At 56.4% G+C, this 16,907-nt stretch carries 20 protein-coding genes; 8 read left to right on the top strand and 12 right to left on the bottom strand.

What is annotated here, in order from left to right; genetic code table 11:
- Positions 1–27: 27 nt before the first annotated feature.
- Positions 28–621, top strand: coding sequence for a TetR/AcrR family transcriptional regulator (locus ACMGGH_RS15830; RefSeq protein ID WP_420299135.1), 594 nt, complete (start codon positions 28–30; stop codon positions 619–621).
- 73 nt (positions 622–694) lie between these two features.
- Positions 695–1,294 carry an NAD(P)H-dependent oxidoreductase gene (locus ACMGGH_RS15825; protein ID WP_232948200.1) on the top strand — a complete coding sequence of 200 codons (600 nt, stop codon included), beginning with the start codon at positions 695–697 and terminating at the stop codon, positions 1,292–1,294.
- Between the two features lie 51 nt (positions 1,295–1,345).
- Here ACMGGH_RS15825 and ACMGGH_RS15820 read toward each other — a convergent pair whose 3' ends face one another.
- Positions 1,346–1,822: a WbuC family cupin fold metalloprotein gene (locus ACMGGH_RS15820; protein WP_420299134.1), complete on the bottom strand. Its 477-nt coding sequence runs from the start codon at positions 1,820–1,822 to the stop codon at positions 1,346–1,348.
- Between the two features lie 293 nt (positions 1,823–2,115).
- On the opposite strand from ACMGGH_RS15820, the gene ACMGGH_RS15815 reads away from it, so the two are divergent.
- Positions 2,116–2,586, top strand: a complete 471-nt coding sequence (locus ACMGGH_RS15815) for a hypothetical protein (protein ID WP_045261410.1) — start codon at positions 2,116–2,118, stop codon at positions 2,584–2,586.
- A gap of 42 nt (positions 2,587–2,628) precedes the next feature.
- On the opposite strand, the gene ACMGGH_RS15810 is transcribed toward ACMGGH_RS15815, so the two are convergent.
- Positions 2,629–3,555, bottom strand: a complete 927-nt coding sequence (locus ACMGGH_RS15810; protein ID WP_045261411.1) for a LysR substrate-binding domain-containing protein — start codon at positions 3,553–3,555, stop codon at positions 2,629–2,631.
- A gap of 186 nt (positions 3,556–3,741) precedes the next feature.
- Between ACMGGH_RS15810 and ACMGGH_RS15805 the strand changes: the two genes are divergently transcribed.
- On the top strand, positions 3,742–4,179 hold the full coding sequence (locus ACMGGH_RS15805; protein WP_052683055.1) for a VOC family protein: 438 nt from the start codon (positions 3,742–3,744) through the stop codon (positions 4,177–4,179).
- Positions 4,180–4,224: 45 nt separating this feature from the next.
- Here the strand turns inward: ACMGGH_RS15805 and ACMGGH_RS15800 are convergent, their stop codons facing one another.
- Together ACMGGH_RS15800 and ACMGGH_RS15795 are read right to left on the bottom strand one after the other, a co-directional pair.
- Positions 4,225–5,118: a dihydrodipicolinate synthase family protein gene (locus ACMGGH_RS15800; protein WP_232948199.1), complete on the bottom strand. Its 894-nt coding sequence runs from the start codon at positions 5,116–5,118 to the stop codon at positions 4,225–4,227.
- Positions 5,119–5,139: 21 nt separating this feature from the next.
- Entirely contained in the window at positions 5,140–5,835 is a 696-nt protein-coding gene (locus ACMGGH_RS15795) for a B3/4 domain-containing protein (protein ID WP_232948198.1), read from the bottom strand.
- Between the two features lie 43 nt (positions 5,836–5,878).
- On the opposite strand from ACMGGH_RS15795, the gene ACMGGH_RS15790 reads away from it, so the two are divergent.
- Complete coding sequence (locus ACMGGH_RS15790) at positions 5,879–6,481, top strand: helix-turn-helix domain-containing protein (protein ID WP_049137915.1); 603 nt, start codon at positions 5,879–5,881, stop codon at positions 6,479–6,481.
- 127 nt (positions 6,482–6,608) lie between these two features.
- Positions 6,609–7,229 (top strand): LysE family translocator, encoded by a 621-nt coding sequence (locus ACMGGH_RS15785; protein ID WP_045261416.1) that lies wholly within the window; start codon positions 6,609–6,611, stop codon positions 7,227–7,229.
- Between the two features lie 53 nt (positions 7,230–7,282).
- Here ACMGGH_RS15785 and ACMGGH_RS15780 read toward each other — a convergent pair whose 3' ends face one another.
- A complete protein-coding gene (locus ACMGGH_RS15780; RefSeq protein ID WP_032674706.1) occupies positions 7,283–8,077 on the bottom strand; it encodes an AraC family transcriptional regulator in 795 nt (264 codons plus the stop codon).
- 109 nt (positions 8,078–8,186) lie between these two features.
- Here ACMGGH_RS15780 and ACMGGH_RS15775 point away from each other — a divergent pair, with 109 nt between their 5' ends.
- Positions 8,187–8,978, top strand: coding sequence for a sulfite exporter TauE/SafE family protein (locus tag ACMGGH_RS15775; RefSeq protein WP_032674705.1), 792 nt, complete (start codon positions 8,187–8,189; stop codon positions 8,976–8,978).
- Between the two features lie 117 nt (positions 8,979–9,095).
- On the opposite strand, the gene ACMGGH_RS15770 is transcribed toward ACMGGH_RS15775, so the two are convergent.
- Positions 9,096–9,578: a glutathione peroxidase gene (locus ACMGGH_RS15770; RefSeq protein ID WP_028013039.1), complete on the bottom strand. Its 483-nt coding sequence runs from the start codon at positions 9,576–9,578 to the stop codon at positions 9,096–9,098.
- A 136-nt stretch (positions 9,579–9,714) separates the two neighbouring features.
- Between ACMGGH_RS15770 and ACMGGH_RS15765 the strand changes: the two genes are divergently transcribed.
- Positions 9,715–10,986 (top strand): serine hydrolase domain-containing protein, encoded by a 1,272-nt coding sequence (locus ACMGGH_RS15765; RefSeq protein ID WP_232948197.1) that lies wholly within the window; start codon positions 9,715–9,717, stop codon positions 10,984–10,986.
- On the opposite strand, the gene paaY is transcribed toward ACMGGH_RS15765, so the two are convergent.
- The 6 genes from paaY to paaH form a co-directional block, all read right to left on the bottom strand.
- The gene (gene paaY / locus ACMGGH_RS15760; RefSeq protein ID WP_028013037.1) at positions 10,895–11,491 is read right to left on the bottom strand and encodes a phenylacetic acid degradation protein PaaY; all 597 of its coding nucleotides are present in this window, start codon (positions 11,489–11,491) and stop codon (positions 10,895–10,897) included. The two genes, ACMGGH_RS15765 and paaY, sit on opposite strands and share 92 nt — an antisense overlap.
- A gap of 9 nt (positions 11,492–11,500) precedes the next feature.
- Positions 11,501–12,436: a phenylacetic acid degradation operon negative regulatory protein PaaX gene (gene paaX, locus ACMGGH_RS15755; protein ID WP_021241337.1), complete on the bottom strand. Its 936-nt coding sequence runs from the start codon at positions 12,434–12,436 to the stop codon at positions 11,501–11,503.
- An 84-nt stretch (positions 12,437–12,520) separates the two neighbouring features.
- The gene (gene paaK / locus ACMGGH_RS15750) at positions 12,521–13,837 is read right to left on the bottom strand and encodes a phenylacetate--CoA ligase PaaK (RefSeq protein ID WP_047365282.1); all 1,317 of its coding nucleotides are present in this window, start codon (positions 13,835–13,837) and stop codon (positions 12,521–12,523) included.
- A gap of 27 nt (positions 13,838–13,864) precedes the next feature.
- Entirely contained in the window at positions 13,865–15,070 is a 1,206-nt protein-coding gene (pcaF, locus tag ACMGGH_RS15745; protein ID WP_232948196.1) for a 3-oxoadipyl-CoA thiolase, read from the bottom strand.
- The gene (paaI, locus tag ACMGGH_RS15740) at positions 15,070–15,492 is read right to left on the bottom strand and encodes a hydroxyphenylacetyl-CoA thioesterase PaaI (RefSeq protein WP_028013034.1); all 423 of its coding nucleotides are present in this window, start codon (positions 15,490–15,492) and stop codon (positions 15,070–15,072) included. Before paaI ends, pcaF begins: the two co-directional genes overlap by 1 nt.
- Positions 15,482–16,906, bottom strand: coding sequence for a 3-hydroxyacyl-CoA dehydrogenase PaaH (paaH, locus tag ACMGGH_RS15735; RefSeq protein ID WP_232948195.1), 1,425 nt, complete (start codon positions 16,904–16,906; stop codon positions 15,482–15,484). Before paaH ends, paaI begins: the two co-directional genes overlap by 11 nt.
- Between the last annotated feature and the right edge of the window lies 1 nt (position 16,907).

Raw genomic sequence — 16,907 nt, 5'->3', positions numbered from 1 at the left:
TCAGTAGATAACTGACCTGAGGCAAGCATGGTTGTTAAGCGCTTAAGAAAAGAGGAACGCCGCGTGCAGCTGCTGGAGGTTGCGCGAGGGATCGTGCGTCAGCAAGGCACGGAGGCGTTGACCCTTGGCTATCTGGCAGAACGGGCCAACGTGACCAAGCCTATCCCCTACGACCACTTTGGCGATCGTGAGGGGCTGCTGATGGCACTGTATCAGGACTATAGCGATCGGCAGCTGGCGAAATTCCGCGAGACGCTGGCGGTAGACAGCAAAACGCTGGAGAAGACGATCCGCTTTTTCAGCGCGGCCTATATCGACTGTGCCATTGCCGCCGGACCTGAAACCGGGCCAATCGCCGCGGCGCTGTCCGGTTCTCGCGCGCTGCAGACGTTTCGGGAAGCATGCGTGGCCGAATGCGCCGACTGCCTGCGCACCGCGCTTTCTCCTTTTATCGTCTTAAAAGGTGTTCAGGGAGAAGCGGTACTGACGGCCATCATTGGCGCAGCGGAGGCGCTCAGCACCTCGGCGGGCAACGGCGTGCTCGCCCGGAATGTGGCAGAAGATATGCTCTGGGGCGTCATGACCGGGGTGCTGGAGACCTACGCGAATAGCACAAAATGATTGCCGGGGGCGGATTGACACCTAAGTTACCAATAGTAATATAGGCATCACTTCTCCCCATCTGGAGGTCGCTATGTCTGCAACCCATGCCATTAAAAACGCGCTGATCGTGACGGCACACCCGATCGACAATTCGTTATCCCATACGCTGGCAGCTCGTATTGCCGGGAAATTACGCGAGGAAGGTACGCAGGTTGAGATCGCCGATCTGCATTCTGAAGGGTTTAATCCGGCGATGACCCGCGCCGATCTCGATTTGTATCACGGCGATCCGAGCGCCCTCACCGACGATATTCTGCGCGAGCAAAAGCGCGTCGAGCGCGCGGATATGCTGGTATTCGTCTTCCCGGTGTACTGGTGGTCGGTTCCCGCGCTGTTGAAAGGCTGGTTCGATCGCGTGTTAACCCTGAACTGGGCGTATAAGGTGGCCGACGACGGCCGGATTGTGGGCAACTTACGTGATGTTCCCGTCCGCCTGATTGCCACCGGCGGTAGCGATCTTACCGGGTTCGACAAACACGGCTATTCGACGGCGATTCAGACGCAGATAATCGAAGGGGTATTTGGCTTCTGCGGGTTGAAGAACGTTAAGCTCGAAATCCTTTACCAGGCAGACACGGCTACGCCTGAGCAGGTTGAGGAATTCCTGCAAAGACTCGGCGCCATCCAGTAAACCATACGGTGCTGGCGCGCTTTTCTGCGCGCCGGGAACACTACAGGAAAATTACAGGGAAAAACGCCTATCACCCACCTGCGCCTGGGCGTACCATTTCATCAACTCTACAGTACCTGGCGCGTTCTCAGCAGGCGACCACGGGGCGGTATCGTGCTCAGGCACGGGCTGATACGCCCCGTGTTTTACCTCAAAAATGACGCCGCCTTTATCCAGCGACAGCACGGCATGCCAGGTTCCGGCATCCATCTCCAGGACTTTACACTCTTCGCCTAACACCACGCGCCGGGTCACGTTTCCGCTGTCGTCAAAATTCAGCACCAGAAAGCGGCCGCTCAGCGCCGTCAGCAGTTCAAACGTGTGCGGATGGCGATGGGGGCGGACATAGGTACCGGGTTCCATTGCAATGGCCAGGCGCTGCACCGGGTCGCTCAGGTCAGGGTGTAAATTACGGTGTGCGCGTAAGCGAGGAGAATGTGCGGCCTGCTCGCTTTGCTGCTGCAGGTCACTAAAAGTAATTTGTTTCATATAAGCCTTTGAGAATGTGGCGATTAACGGCAAGCCGATTGCTGCACGACGTTATACCATCCTGAAAAGCCGATAAGCTAAGGCATTTGTGAAACAAAACGCTGCCGTGAGAGGATCTGCAATGTTGGAGCCCAGAGCGCCACATTGAGTAAAACTCACATTAATGCCAACTATTTATCGTTTTTCAAACATAACCGCACTGAAATACCATCCATTTACCCTTGGTATACCGCTGTCAAAAACAGATAGCGACGTAAAAACAATAAATAATAATGTGCGGATATGGAGCACCTATGACACTCGATGTTTTATTCCATTTATTGAAAACCCTCTCACCAGAAAAAAGTACCGCTGATGAAAAAATACCTGCGCTAATCACCTTACTTTCCTCAGAAAGTCATCGTTCAGAAGCGCTTTCGCCATTTATACATCGACTGCACCTGCTCTCATTTGCCCAGAACGCTCCTGGCAATGCCGAGGAGCTACTCTCAGCACATATTACAAAAGACGTCGGACTCTTCCCCCAGCCTGACTTCGCGGACTGGCCACGGGTGCGTTACGCCGAGTCCGGTGAAGTACAGACGCCGGAATCAGAAGAGTATTTTCGTAGAATGACCTCGGCTGCCAATGTGCTACGTTCTTCGCTGATCGACGAAGAGCGCGCAAAGGGGACGCCAGCGCTTTATATTCTGGATAAATTACTTAACCTGAATAGCGCACTGCCGGAAAGATATAAAAAGATGGCGAATATACCCTACGCGTAAACTTATTAAACAGGATAGTCCGTAAGGAATATCCTGTTTAATTTAAGACAGCCGCTTTTCATTATACTCAAGACAGACGATATCCAGCGAAGGAACGACCGGCGAATTAAGGTTAAGCCAGGCCAGCAACCGTTCAATACTCTGTCCTCTGAGCGAATTTTTCGGCCAGACAAGATAGTAACCGTCCCCTGTTGCTATCGCCTCCCTGAAGGGCAGCGCGAGCAGGCCGCTTTTCAGCGCGTCGAGCGTGAGCCGGAGATCGGCCATCGCCACGCCGTGTCCGTGCATGGCCGCAAGGCTTCCCTGCTCCAGGGTGTCGAACACGATCCCGCCGCTCATGTCGAGGCCGGGAAATAAGCCCGTCCTTTTCAGCCAGCGCTTCCAGTCCCGTCGGTCCGGTGACGGATGAATAAGATCGCACTCAGGAAGCTGATGCCGGGCAGGCTCCAGCAAAGACGGCGTACAAACCGGAATAAGCCATTCGCTGAACAGCAGCCTGCTCTCCGTTGATTCGCCGAAATAGCCGTTACCGAGGAGGATCGCACAATCGTAGGGCTCGCGGCTGAAGTCAACCGTGTCGAAGTCCATCCAGACGCTGGCGATTTCGATTTTCGGCTTCGCATGATTCTCCCGAAAGGATTTAAGCACATTGAGAAGCCATCGCATCGTCAGGGTGCTGGGGGCTTTGAGGCGCAGAAGATGGTTTTCACTTTTGAATGCGCGACAGGCCCACTCAATATTCGAGAAACTTTCGCTAAGCTGCCCGGCCAGAATACGCCCGGCGTCGCTGACCTCCACTCTCGGTCCCTGCCGTTTAAACAGCTCGCAGTCGAACCACATCTCAAGCGTGCGGACATGCCTGCTGACCGCCCCCGGCGTGATATTCAAGACTTCAGCCGCTTTGCTGAACGAGTTCAGCCGTGCGGCAACTTCGAACGCGCGCAGCGCATACAGTGGCGGTAAAGACATACATTCCCTTTTTGGAAGGTGTAATCATACAGTTTTTGTATTATCGGCACACGATGACGTCAGCCAACATTTTTTATCACCGGGGCTTCCAGCTGAGGTATGCCGATGATCCTGGCCTGGGTGGTGATGAAGATAGCTACTTTGCGATAATCTCTGTTCAGACTGACGGAAAAGAGGATGTTTAAAGTGCTGGCTTATATCACGATTGGGACAAATGACTTTCAGCGCGCCGTGAACTTTTATGACGCTATTTTTAACGTGCTGGGCTATACACGTCTGCCCGCCTGGACTGATAGCTGGGCAATGTGGGGAAACGAAAATCATCTGGATGACGAATTTAGCTTCTGCATTTGTCCTCCTTTTGACCAGCAACCCGCGACGGCGGGAAATGGGACAATGTTCGCTTTCAGAGCAGATAACGCGGACATTGTCAGACGCTTCCATGCAGCGGGCCTCCGTGCGGGTGGGAAAAATGAAGGCGTGCCCGGTACACGAACCGCCTACGGCCCCGACTTTTATGTTGCCTATCTGCGCGATCCTGACGGGCATAAACTGGCGTGCGTTTGCCAGCATTATTCTCCTGATGCAGATAAGCTATCAGGCGAAGAAGAGTCACTTCAATAATAAAATTTTGCTGTAAGGACCGGTAGACACCCAGTCCTGCGGAGATCACTTCAGCTCCAGCGTGCTTATTACATGGGAAATATCCGCGATGTCGCCAGCTGACAATGGTTGCAGAGGTCGAGGCAGGCAATCCATGTCGGTAAGACCAAGCACGCCAGCCGCAGCGGCAATAACGCGAATACTTCCGCCATGTTTACGGAACAGCGACCACAATGGCTCAAGGCGGGTTGTCAGGGCTGTAACGCGTTGACGATCGTTTGCCGCCGCGGCTTCAGTGATTTGTTTCGCCATCTCAGGGAACAGACCGCCACACACGGAATACCACACTTCACAACCGGCGTTTAATCCCAGTCCCGCATAAGCGTCGCCACTGATACCGATTGTTACGCCAGGATGCAGATGTTGACGTAACGCCTTCACCCGCTCAGTTGCTGCAGCGGGGCTATTCGGGACGCCAGGGATCTTGACCGAGCGAACACCCTCAAGTGATGAGAGACGACCGTGGAGTTCATCCGTAAAGGTAAAATGCGTCGTGCCCGGATTATCATAGATACACACCGGTACAGACACGTGCCGGGTAACGGTCTCAAAGAGTGAAAAGACTTCTTCGTCACGGAGTGGCTGGTAGCTGACCGCCGGGAGTAACAGCGCATTCGCACCAGCGGCCTGTGCATCATCTGCCAGATGCAGAATGGCATCGGTACTGACCGCTCCCACACACACCATCACGGGGATGTTCCCTGCATGCTGTTTGGCCAGCGTTGCTACGCGCTTGCGCTGCTCCCGGGTCAGATAGGTGTAGCTTCCGGTTGACCCCAGGATGCCCATAGAATCAACCCGAGCGTCTGTAAGACGGGAAAGGATATGGCTGAAACCCTTTTCATCTACGCCACTGACGGTGACTGGGGTTAATGGAAATGCCGACAAGCCGGTAAACATACATGTTTCTCCTGAAGGATATTACTGCTGTTGTTCTTCGATGAGAGCAACGTCAAACCACAGGCCGGGCATCATTTTTTCCAGGCCGTCGGTCAGCATTTTTCCGGCTTCGTGAAGCGTCTCCAGCGGCATCTGCGGGAGACTCTCCAGAATGAACCACATTTGCTGCGCTTCCACGCCTAAGCGGGTTCTGATCCCCTGTCGCCAGTTCCAGCGACGGCAGGTCACGCCGATATCATCACACCAGATAACCTCCCCTTGTGAAGGATACTCAACGGCGCTCTCTCCCTCTTTGACCGTATCAAAAGGCTCTGTTCCTTTGGCCACAGTCAGACGCGGCGCCCCCTGATAGGCAGAGAGATCCTCTCCACCAACCGGAACGGCATAGCGGAGACTGACGGCATTATAAAGATCAACGACAGGATCGAGCGCTGGCATCGTTCCGTCACGTAAGACGCGCTTGCGTAACGCATCCGCTGAGCAAGGGGTGCGTTTGGGTTTAGCCCCAAATCTTTGAAAAACGTCGGCCCATGCCGCCAGATGTGATTCCGCCCAGGCAGGCTCACCGGCCAGAACCGCCTCACAGGCTTCTCGCAGCGCCGTTTCTCCAGTGCCGGGATTAAGCACTGGCGCAGCTTTTACGCGGATACTGAGCGCCCGAAAACCGGGAGCAATACGATAAATTTCAGGAGAAATTGACGGAGATACTGTTAACACGTGATAATCCTGTAATGACCAATTTATTCCATGATAATGACCAATGACCAAAAAAGTCAATTTAATGACCGATGCAAATTCGATCGCCAGCTCCGTGAATGAAGCCGTTTCGCAGCGAATTAAACTGTATCGTAAGCAAAAGAAAATCTCCCTTGATGAACTCTCGCGTCAGGCGGGTGTAAGTAAGGGAGCGTTGGTTGAGATAGAGGGATGCCGGGCGAATCCCAGCATTGCCCTGTTATGTCGCCTGGCTGCCGCGATGGGGGTTTCGGTGGCTGATTTTGTGGATGTCAGTGCCAAACCGACCGTGCATCTCATTGCTGAAGATGAGATCCCAGAATTGTGGAAAGGTGAAACAGGCGGGAGAGCAAGATTGCTCGCAGGTTCGGGTGGCCCTGATATGACCGAGCTCTGGATGTGGGAAATGCAGCCCGGGGAAAAGTTTGCGTCACCCGGCCACGCGGAAGGAACGCTTGAACTGTTTTATGTTCAGTCGGGCACGCTCACACTCGGCGTACAGGATCACGTGTATCAGATAAAAACTGGTTGTTCGGCAACTGCCAGAACGGACGTTCCTCATTTCTATGAAAACCGGGAGAAGAACCCATTGGTATTCATCATGACAGTGCATGAGAAAGCGTCCTGAGTTGTAGCCCGGTATGCCAGCAGGGCTTGTCTCATTAAAGCAATTTACAATTTATTCACATAACTGCCTTTGTCTAATTGATTGGCGCAAAGTAAGGGGGTAACATCCACTCTTTCGGATAAAGAAAATGTCTGTTACTGATTCTCTCCTTGCCTTCTCTCTCGCTGCACTACTGCTCACCCTCACTCCGGGCCTGGATACGGCACTCATTCTACGAACGGCATGTGCTGAAGGTGGAAAGAAGGCTTTTCAGGCAGCTCTTGGAATTGATACTGGCTGTTTTATCTGGGGCGCACTTGTTGCGCTGGGACTGGGAGCGCTGCTGGCGGTGTCAGAGCTCGCTTATACCATGCTGAAAATTTGTGGTGCGACTTACCTTTGCTGGCTGGGTTTACAACTGCTGAGGCGGCCACGTTCATCTTTCAATCACGGCGATGGCGTTAATCCTTCAGCGGGGAACTGGTTTATAAAAGGAATGCTGGGAAATGTACTCAATCCTAAAATGGGTATTTTCTATGTCTCTTTTTTACCTCAATTCATACCTGCCGGGCATTCCCCTTTTGTATGGACTTTTATACTTGTCAGCATTCATGTCGCAATAGGGACAATGTGGTCAGTCACGCTCATTTTATCCACGCACTTTGCATCAGCCATACTGAAGAAAAGCAGTGTTGTCAGGGGAATGGACAGAGCAACAGGAGGATTGTTTTTGTGCTTTGCGGCTAAACTTGCACTCAGCACAAGATAATCTGATTAACGCTAACACAGCTCAGAACGTCCGCTGTGGTCACATAACTGACGTTATGAACGGTGCCCTGTGAAGCTTTTGAAATCAAACCGATAATACGAAGGCGGCTGTCCCGTGACACGGCGGAACATCGTGGCGAAAGATGATGCATTGTCGTATCCGAGAGTGAGTGCCACTTCATTCACCGGTTTACCTGTTATCAGCAACGTCAGCGCACTGACGACACAGGCTCGCTGTCGCCATGCAGAAAATGACATGCCGGTTTGCCGTAAGAAAAGTCGACGAAAGGTACTGGCGCTCATAAACAGCGTACTGGCCCAGCGCTCAGCAGGATCATGGATTGAGGGGTTGAGTAAAAACGCCTGACAAAGAGCCAGCAGAGCCGGATGTTGTGGCAGCGGAATATCGAATTCGCGAACCGGCATTTCCGCCAGTTCCAGTAACAGCAGATTTACCAGCGCACGATCGCGTGCGCTGTCATACATCAGCGGCAAATCCACGGCATCAAGCAACAACTGACGTAACAATGGCGATACGCTGATCACCTTACAGTGTCGATACTTAATCGATCCCGTCACGCATGTTGGTTCAATATATAAGCTACGCGTGGTCACACCTACAAACCGGACAGCGTGAGGGGTTTCGGGTGGGATCCATACTGCATGTTGTGGGGGAACAACCCACTCTCCGTTACAGGTTGAGACGTACATGAGACCCGTTGCGCCATAAAGCAGCTGCGCGCGGCGATGTTGGTGTTGTGGCAGTATAAATCCCTGCGCATAGTCATTGCCTAACGCCACCACTTCACGATCGAGCTTATCGACATCTTCAATTTTTACGTTGCGCACACCGGTCTCCGTCTGAACGATTTACAAAGGTAATTGAGCGCTGCGCAAATGGGAAGCAGGATGCTACCGGTATAAGCTGCTCGCTCATTTTCAGGTCGGGGATAATCTCTTGAACGATATCGCAATTATTGCACTGGCAGGCTTTACTACCGGTATCACCACGGTGCTCTTTGGTTTTGGGGGCGGTTTTGTCGTGGTGCCATTTGTTTATCAACTGATGCTGCGGCAGTCTGAGCTGGCAGGAAACGCCATGCATATCGCGGTTGCTACCTCAACGGCGGTGATGATATTTAACGCGGGCTGGGTCAGCTATCGAAACTGGCGCGCCGGCAAACTTTCAGCGCAGACATTGTTCCCATTATTATGGTTTATCGCCATCGGGGCTGTCGTGGGTTCCTGTCTGGCGGGAGTCTTCAGCGAGAATATTGTTCGCGCACTGTTCATTCTTTATATGCTGGTAACCATTGGCGATTGTTTGTTGCGCAAAGGTTTTTTTAGCTGCAGTTCCCCGCGTCGCTTGTCACTTTCTGTGGTAACGGGCGGCGGAGTGATCATCGGCATGATAGCCGCATTGCTGGGCGTGGGTGGCAGCGTGATGACAGTGCCATTATTACGGCGACACGGCTATGCGATGGGTGAATGTATTAGCGCTTCTAACCCGCTTTCTCTGCCTGTCGCGCTGTGTGGTGCCGTGACGTATGCGGTCATTGGTTGGCAAAATATTCCGGTGAGCGGATTTCTCGGTTTTATCAGCCTGAAAATTTTAGGCCTGTTGGTACTGACGGGCTGGGCTGGAATAGTTTTTAGCCGTCGGGTTATACCTGCTTTACCTGACATATGGCACGCACGAATCTATGTAATACTGCTGTGCCTGGTGCTACTGGCGATGCTGCTCCAGTAAACCCATCCATCGCGGCGACTACTGGGCTACCTGTACCAACGTCCGCTCCTGGCACAGAGCGGACATAATGAATTTCGGCTATACCCGGCAAATGGATGGCTCTGGCGACAAAAACACTCACCTTCCCAGTGCCGCAACAATTGCCCCCTCCATTTTCTCTGGCGTCGTCATCGGTGCAAAACGCTTGAGCGGCTTTCCGTCGCGTCCGACCAGGAACTTGGTAAAGTTCCACTTGATCCGCCCACCCAGCACGCCAGGCAATTCGCTTTTCAGATAACGAAACATCGGATGTGCTTCAGCGCCATTGACCTCAACTTTCCCGAACATGGGAAAACTGACGCCGTAGTTAATGTAACAGGTCTTTGAGATTTCATCGGCGTCGCCGGGTTCCTGCTTACCGAACTGGTTGCAGGGGAAGCCCAGCACCACTAACCCTTGTTCGGCGTATTTCTTGTATAGCGCTTCGAGACCCGCATACTGAGGCGTAAAGCCGCACTGGCTGGCGGTATTGACGACCAAAACCACCTTCCCCGCATAGTCGGCCATTGAGATAAGACTGCCATCCAGGCGGGTGGCGGTAAGCTGATGAAAGCGTGTCATGCTGAAATCCTCAAAGCAGGCCGAAAAGCTGCTATGACCACCCACGCGGCGGCCTCCGTACAGAAAGTTTACATTCAAACAGGCTAAGTGTGATACATTCCCGCCGCGCCAATGACCACCACACTCGCTATCAGGTATGCAGAACATCACAAAAAAAATTCGCTGGCTTCTGTTTGCTATCCCATTACTCAGCGGTTGTGGCACGCTCTCGCAAATGTCCTCCCCGGAAGGTACCCAGGAACTCCTCACCCATGAATCGCTGGATGGCGACGTTGACAGCGTGGTGCGCCACTACATGGCGCAAAAGTCCGTTCCAGGAATGACGGTCGCGGTAATCCATAATCACGGCTCGCCTCAGTTTTACACCTGGGGCGTTACCGATGCGGTCAACCGCTACCCGGTCAGGCCCGATACCCTGTTTGCGCTCGGCTCGCTCAGCAAAGGGATCACGGCGGAAGTGGTGGCCTGTCTGGTGAGTGAGGGGCAACTGAACTGGAACGACAGCCTGGCGACATTGCTACCGCCGGGAACGCCGCTAAGTAAGGATGCACAAAAAATCACCCTGCTGGAGCTGGTAACCCACACCTCCGGCCTTCCGCGCCAGAATATGGATGTTCCGATGCTCGGAAAATTCATCCGCTACTTAGGCACGGGTGATAATTTCTACGGTGAACTGGACAGCGATAAAGTGCTGCGTTATCTGGCGAACTGGCGCGCGCCGAGAGATAAAACGCCGCAATACTCGAATACCGGCTACGCCCTGATTGGCTATATCCTGAAGCACAAAACCGGCGAAGATATTCAGAGTTTAGCGTCACGCTATATTTTCCGTCCGCTGCATATGGCTAACAGCAGCTTTACGCCCCAGAAGCTCAAAGGATACCCCCAGCGGGCGCTCGGCCACGCGGGCGATCAGCCAAAATTCATCCCGCGCGGGCAACTGACGCCAGACTGGCATTTTTCCAACAACATGGTGGCGGCGGCAAGCCTGTACAGTAACGCCGAAGATCTGGCGGCCTATGCCCGCTATCACATCTCTACGACCCACAATCCCTTGCTGGACAGAGTCTTTGACGAAGTCAGAAATACCGATATTCAACGCCCCGACGGGGTGCAGGGCATTGCCTGGACCACCGACTTTATCGGTCTGGAAAAAATCACCTATCAGGTCGGCTATATCGGCGGCTACTCCAGCTTCATCGGCTATGACAAAGAGAAAGGCAATGCGGTGGTGGTGCTGCAAAATATCTTTAACTGGAGCAACTATATTGGCATCGCGCTACTGATGGATATGGCGAAAAAAGACGGCCTTACCCCTACATCGCCGACTTCGGCCTTAAGTTCTCGTCAAACGCCAGCCGTTTCCGGTCAGGCTCAGCCTCGCGCAGCGGCTCAACCTGGTGCATAGTTAGCTTGCAGCGCTCCACCAGCACTTGATACTCCCGGGTGCCCTGCCGCTTCCACGCCATCTCCTGCTCGCTCAGCTCGCGAATCGCTTTCGCCGGGCTGCCGATAATCAAGTGGTTGGCAGGCATCTCCGCTTTCGCCTTCACGAACGCCGCCGCGCCGACGATGCTGTTTTCACCAATCACTGCCCCGTCCATCACCACCGCGTTCATACCCACCAGCGCGTTGCGGCGGATGATGCAGCCGTGCAGGATGGCGCTGTGGCCGATATGCCCCTCTTCCTCCACCACCGTGTCCTGCTCCGGGAAACCGTGCATCACGCAATTATCCTGAATGTTCGCGCCATCTTTCACCACGATACGGCCAAAATCACCGCGCAGGCTGGCGTTAGGGCCAACATAAACGCCTTTACCCAGAATTACGTCGCCAATCAGCACCGCCGTTGGGTGAACATAGCTCTCGTCAGGTACCACCGGCGTCAGACCGTCAATTTGATAAACTGGCATCTTCACTCCTTATGCGCTTGTAAGACCACCAAAGCGTTGATAGTAGAGCGTGCCGGGCACGGGCAGTTCGCCCACGGAGGTTTCGCCCTTCTCGCTGACAAACGCCAGCGCCCCCGGCGCGACACGCTGATAGATATTAATGCAGAGCTGTCGGGCGCTTTGCCCCGCCCAGTGCGCGGGCAGTAACTCCTCCGGCAGCAGCGGGTCCTTCAGCACCACGCGGCGATAAAAGTGAATCAGCAGCAGCTGGATCTGGAAGCAGCGCTCCGGCGTCAGCTCCTCCGGCGCGGCCTCCTTCAGCAGAGGCAGCAGCGGGCGGAACGAGTTGATAAACGACTCGTACATCGCGTTTTGCTCGGTTAACTGCCAGCACTCTTCCACCCGCGAACGCAGCGCGGCGCGGGAGAGCGCCAGCGGCGAGTGGGCTTCGAAGAAGATCACGTTTTCCGCCACGCCGGCATCATGAAGCAGGGACTGCACGTCCGCCAGATGCTGGGACGGCGAGGCCATCAGGCTCGGTGCCAGCGTGCCAAATCCTTGCCAGATGAGTTGTTTTTTCACATCCGCGAGCGTAGTTTTATCCAGCCCTTCGGAAAGCAGCAGCAGCCATTTGCCGTCCCAGGCGGGCAGCTCTGCGCGATAAATCTTATTCTCCGCGCGACGCGTCAGCCGTAGCCCCTTATCGCTCAGGCGGTAAAAGCTGCGCCGCCCGATGCGGGAGACGTCCAGCCAGCCCTCTTTGTTGAGGCGAAACAGCGCGGTGCGCACGAAGCGCTCGCCAAATCCCATGCCTTCCAGTAAGGCGGCCAGGCTGCCGAGCCAAATCTCGCCGCCGCGGTGGGAAAGCGCGTCACCGTATAACGAGGAGATAAGCGACGTTCCGCTGACGGGAACCGAGCTGACCGCGTGCTGGATAAAGGCATCGAGTTTATTCATGTGATTCATTCTGTTGTTATTTTTGTCCTGGATGAATCATAGCATAAGTCCCTCACCCTGGCCCTCTCCCCAAAGGGGAGATGGCCAGGTGTTTTAACCGTTAGCCGCAACTTTACGCAGATCAAACACCCGGCAGGCTTTCCCCTCCGAGCGCGGGATGCTGCCGCAGTTCACAATCATCACGTCGGTGGAAATCCCGACCATCGACTTTATGCGGTGGCGCAGCTGGTGGCACACCTGGCAACGCTGCTCGTGCGTCAGCGTTAAGCTGCTCTCTTTCAGCTCCACCTTCACGGAAAGTGAATCAAGATGCCCACGACGGTTCACCTCCAGCTGATAGTGCGGAGAAAGGTGTTCGAACTTCACGATCTCCTCTTCCAGCTGCGACGGGAAAACGTTGACGCCGCGGATGATCAGCATATCGTCGCTGCGGCCGCTGATCCGGTCCATACGGCGCATACTGCGCGCGGTTGCCGGCAGCAGACGCGTCAGGTCGCGGGTTCGGTAGCGGATCACCGGCAGCGCCTCTTTGGTCAGCGTGGTGAACAGCAGTTCGCCCTGCTGGCCGTCATCCAGCGGCGTGCCGTCGTTCGGGTTGACGATCTCCGGGTAGAAATGATCTTCCCAGATGGTTGGGCCGTCGGCGGTTTCGATACACTCCATCGCCACGCCCGGCCCCATCACCTCGGAGAGGCCATAGATGTCCAGCGCCGTAATGCCTAAGCGTTTTTCGATTTCGCGACGCATGGCCTGTGTCCACGGCTCCGCGCCGAAAACGCCAACGCGCAGTGAGCAGGTGCTGGCGTCGCCGCCCATCTGGCGCTCCAGCTCCTCAATCAGGTTGAGGCAGTAGGACGGCGTCACCATGATCATGTCCGGCTGGAAATCACGGATCAGCTGCGCCTGTTTCTCTGTCTGGCCGCCGGACATCGGGATCACCGTCGCCCCCAAACGCTCGGCGCCGTAGTGCGCGCCCAGCCCGCCGGTAAACAGGCCATAGCCATATGCCACGTGAATTTTGTCCTTCGCGCTGCCGCCCGCAGCGCGCAGGGAGCGGGCCACCAGGTTGGCCCAGTTGTCGATGTCACCCTGCGTGTAGCCGACAACGGTCGGTTTGCCGGTGGTGCCGGATGACGCGTGAATACGCACCACCTGCTCCATCGGCACGGCAAAGGTATCAAACGGATAGTTATCCCGCAGGTCCTGCTTGGTAGTGCACGGGAATTTGCGGATATCCGCCAGCTCGTTGAAATCGTCAGGGTGAACGCCCGCGGCGTCAAACTTGCGTTTGTACATCGGCACGTTGTTATAGGCGTGGTGCAGCGTCCATTTCAGACGCGCGGTCTGCAGCGCCTGCAGTTCGTCAAGGGAGGCCGTTTCAATCGGATCAAGCTTTGTTGTATTTGTCATTGTAGGGTACTCACATTGTTTTTATGCTCAAACACGCTCAAGGATCATGGCAATACCCTGACCCACACCGATGCACATCGTACACAGCGCGTAGCGCCCGCCGCGTCGGTGCAGTTCATTACTCGCGGCCAGCGCCAGTCTGGCGCCGCTCATCCCCAGCGGGTGACCAATCGCTATCGCGCCACCGTTCGGGTTGACGTGCGCGGCATCATCCGGCAATCCCAGCTGACGCAGCACGCCCAGCGCCTGCGCGGCGAAAGCTTCGTTGAGCTCGATCACGTCCATCTCGTTAATGCTGAGTCCGGCGCGCTCCAGCACCCTGCGGGTAGCCGGGACCGGACCGAGCCCCATCAGACGTGGCTCCACGCCTGCCGTCGCCATCGCCACGATCCGCGTGCGCGGGACCAGCCCCTGCGCCAGCGCCATCTGCTCGCTGGCGACGATCAGCGCCGCTGCGCCGTCGTTGACGCCGGAGGCATTTCCCGCCGTGACCACCCCGTTCCTGCGGAACGGCGTTTTTAGCCCGGCAAGCTGCTCAAGCGTGGTGTCCGCGCGGGGATGTTCATCCTCGCTGAACTCGTTGACCGCCCCTTTTTTCCCCGGCACCTGCACCGACACAATCTCCTGCGCCAGAATGCCGTTCTGCTGCGCCTGCGCGGTACGCTGCTGGCTGCGCAGCGCGAACGCGTCCTGATCGGCACGGCTGATATTTAACAATTCAGCTACATTCTCTGCCGTTTCCGGCATGCTGTCAGTTCCGAATTGCTGATGCATGAGCGGATTCACAAATCGCCAGCCGATGGTGGTATCAAAGATCTCCGCCTGTCGCTGGAACGCGGCGGTGGCTTTGCCCATCACAAACGGCGCGCGGGACATGGACTCCACGCCGCCCGCAATCAGCAGGTCGCCGTCGCCCGCCTTAATGGCGCGTGCGGCAAAACCAATCGCGTCCAGCCCCGACCCGCACAGGCGGTTAATGGTGGTTCCGGACACCGTCTGCGGCAGCCCGGCCAGCAGCGACGACATACGCGCCACGTTGCGGTTATCTTCACCCGCCTGGTTCGCGCAGCCGAAGATCACGTCGTCAATCCGCTCCAGATCGAGCTGCGGATAGCGGGCCAGCAGCGCGCGCAGCGGCACGGCGCCAAGATCGTCAGTCCGAACGGCGGAAAGCGCCCCGCCGTAGCGCCCCACCGGGGTTCGAACGCCATCACAAATAAATGCGTCACGCATCAGGCCTCTCCTGTCACATTGCCGCCGATGCGGTGAGATTTTCCGCGAAAAAGGGCGACGGTTTTCTGTTGCTGGTTCTGAATTTCAATGTCGTACACGCCGGTCAGCCTGCCCTGATGCTTCACCCGCGCGGTGGCGGTTAGCGTGTCCCCGGCAAAGCCCGGACGCAGAAAATCAATCGAACAGCCGGAGGCCACCGCCGCCAGCCCCTGACTGTTGCAGGCGTAGGCAAAGGCGGTGTCTGCCAGCGAAAACAGCTGTCCGCCGTGGCAGGTTTGGTGGCCGTTGAGCATCTGCGGGGTGATGGTCATGGACACCACCGCGTAGCCGTCGTCCATATCGACAATGTCCATCCCCATCGCCTGCGCGCAGGCGTCCCGTTCGTACATGGCGCGGGCGTTGTGCCAGGCGTTATGACTCATAGCTACTCTCCAGAAGCGCGCGCTGGCGCAGCAGGGAACAGGGGCGATAGCGTTCTTCGCCGTAATGGCGCTGCAGGTTCTCCAGCAGCGTCAGCAGGCGCTGCCAGCCCAGACGCTCTCCCCAGGCGATCGGCCCGCTCGGGTAGTTGACGCCCAGGCGCATGGCGGTATCGATGTCCTTCTCGCTGGCGACCCCTTTTTGCAGAGCATCCAGCGCTTCGTTGGCAATCATCGCCACCGTGCGCCAGACCAGCAGGCCGGGATAATCGGCAATCTGTAACACCCGAAGCCCCTGCTGTTGCAGGTAGCGGATGGCCTTTTGCGTCGCGGTATGCGGGTTGCTGGCGGCTGCGGCGATGATCGCGACGTCGCGCTCGATGCGGTCCACCACCACCACCGGGCCGTTAAGCCGCAGCGCCAGGGCCTGCGCGGTTTCGCCCTGCGTTTCAATCAGGTACACATCATCAATTTCCGTGACACCGTCACGTCTTTTTTCCACGCGCATCGGGCTGTAGCTGTCGTTCACGGTATCAGCCCAGCGCACCCCGGGCCTGTCGCCCTGCCAGTCATAAACGCCCTTCCCGCTTTTTTTGCCCAGCCTGCCAGCCAGCACCAGCTCCTGCTGGACCAGCGAGGGCAGAAAACGACGCTCCTGCCAGAAGGCGTTAAATACCGAGCAGGTCACCGCGAAGTTCACGTCCTGACCAATCATGTCGGTCAGCTCCAGCGGGCCCATCGGGAAGCCGCCGCCTTCGCGCAGGGCGGCGTCAATCACCTCCGGCGCGGCCACCTGCTCTTCCAGCGCGCGCCAGGCCTCGGAATAGAACGGACGCGCGACGCGGTTGACGATGAACCCCGGCGTTGACTGGCAGCGCACGGGCTGCTTGCCCCAGTTCAGCGCCAGTTCGCACAGCGCGTCGGCCACTTCCGGGGAGGTCGCCAGCCCGCTGACCACCTCCACCAGCTTCATGACCGGCGCCGGGTTGAAGAAGTGCAGCCCGGCGACGCGCTCCGGATGGTGGATATCCGCAGCAATCGCCGTGACGGAGATCGAAGAGGTATTGCTTGTCAGCACCGTCTGCGGCGGGCAGATTTCCGCCAGCTGCGAAAACAGCGCCTTTTTCACCTCCAGCCGTTCCGAGGCCGCTTCAATCACCAGTTCGGCGACGGAGAGCGCGGCGATATCCGTGACGGGAAGCAGCCGGGCGAGGATCTGGCTCCCGGCATCGGCGGAGAGTTTTCCGCGCGTCACCCGGGAGGCCAGACGCTGGCGGATCCCCTCGATAGCGCGGGATATCGCATCGCTGGAAATATCGTAGAGCAGCACCTGATGCCCGTGGCTGGCCGCCACTTCTGCAATCCCCGCGCCCATCGTGCCGCTGCCAATCACGGCGACAGTCCGTATGTTGAGCATC

Source organism: Enterobacter sp. BNK-16, from assembly GCF_048684955.1.
GTDB classification, from domain to species: domain Bacteria; phylum Pseudomonadota; class Gammaproteobacteria; order Enterobacterales; family Enterobacteriaceae; genus Enterobacter; species Enterobacter bugandensis.
This window is presented reverse-complemented; position numbering and strand designations above follow the sequence as displayed.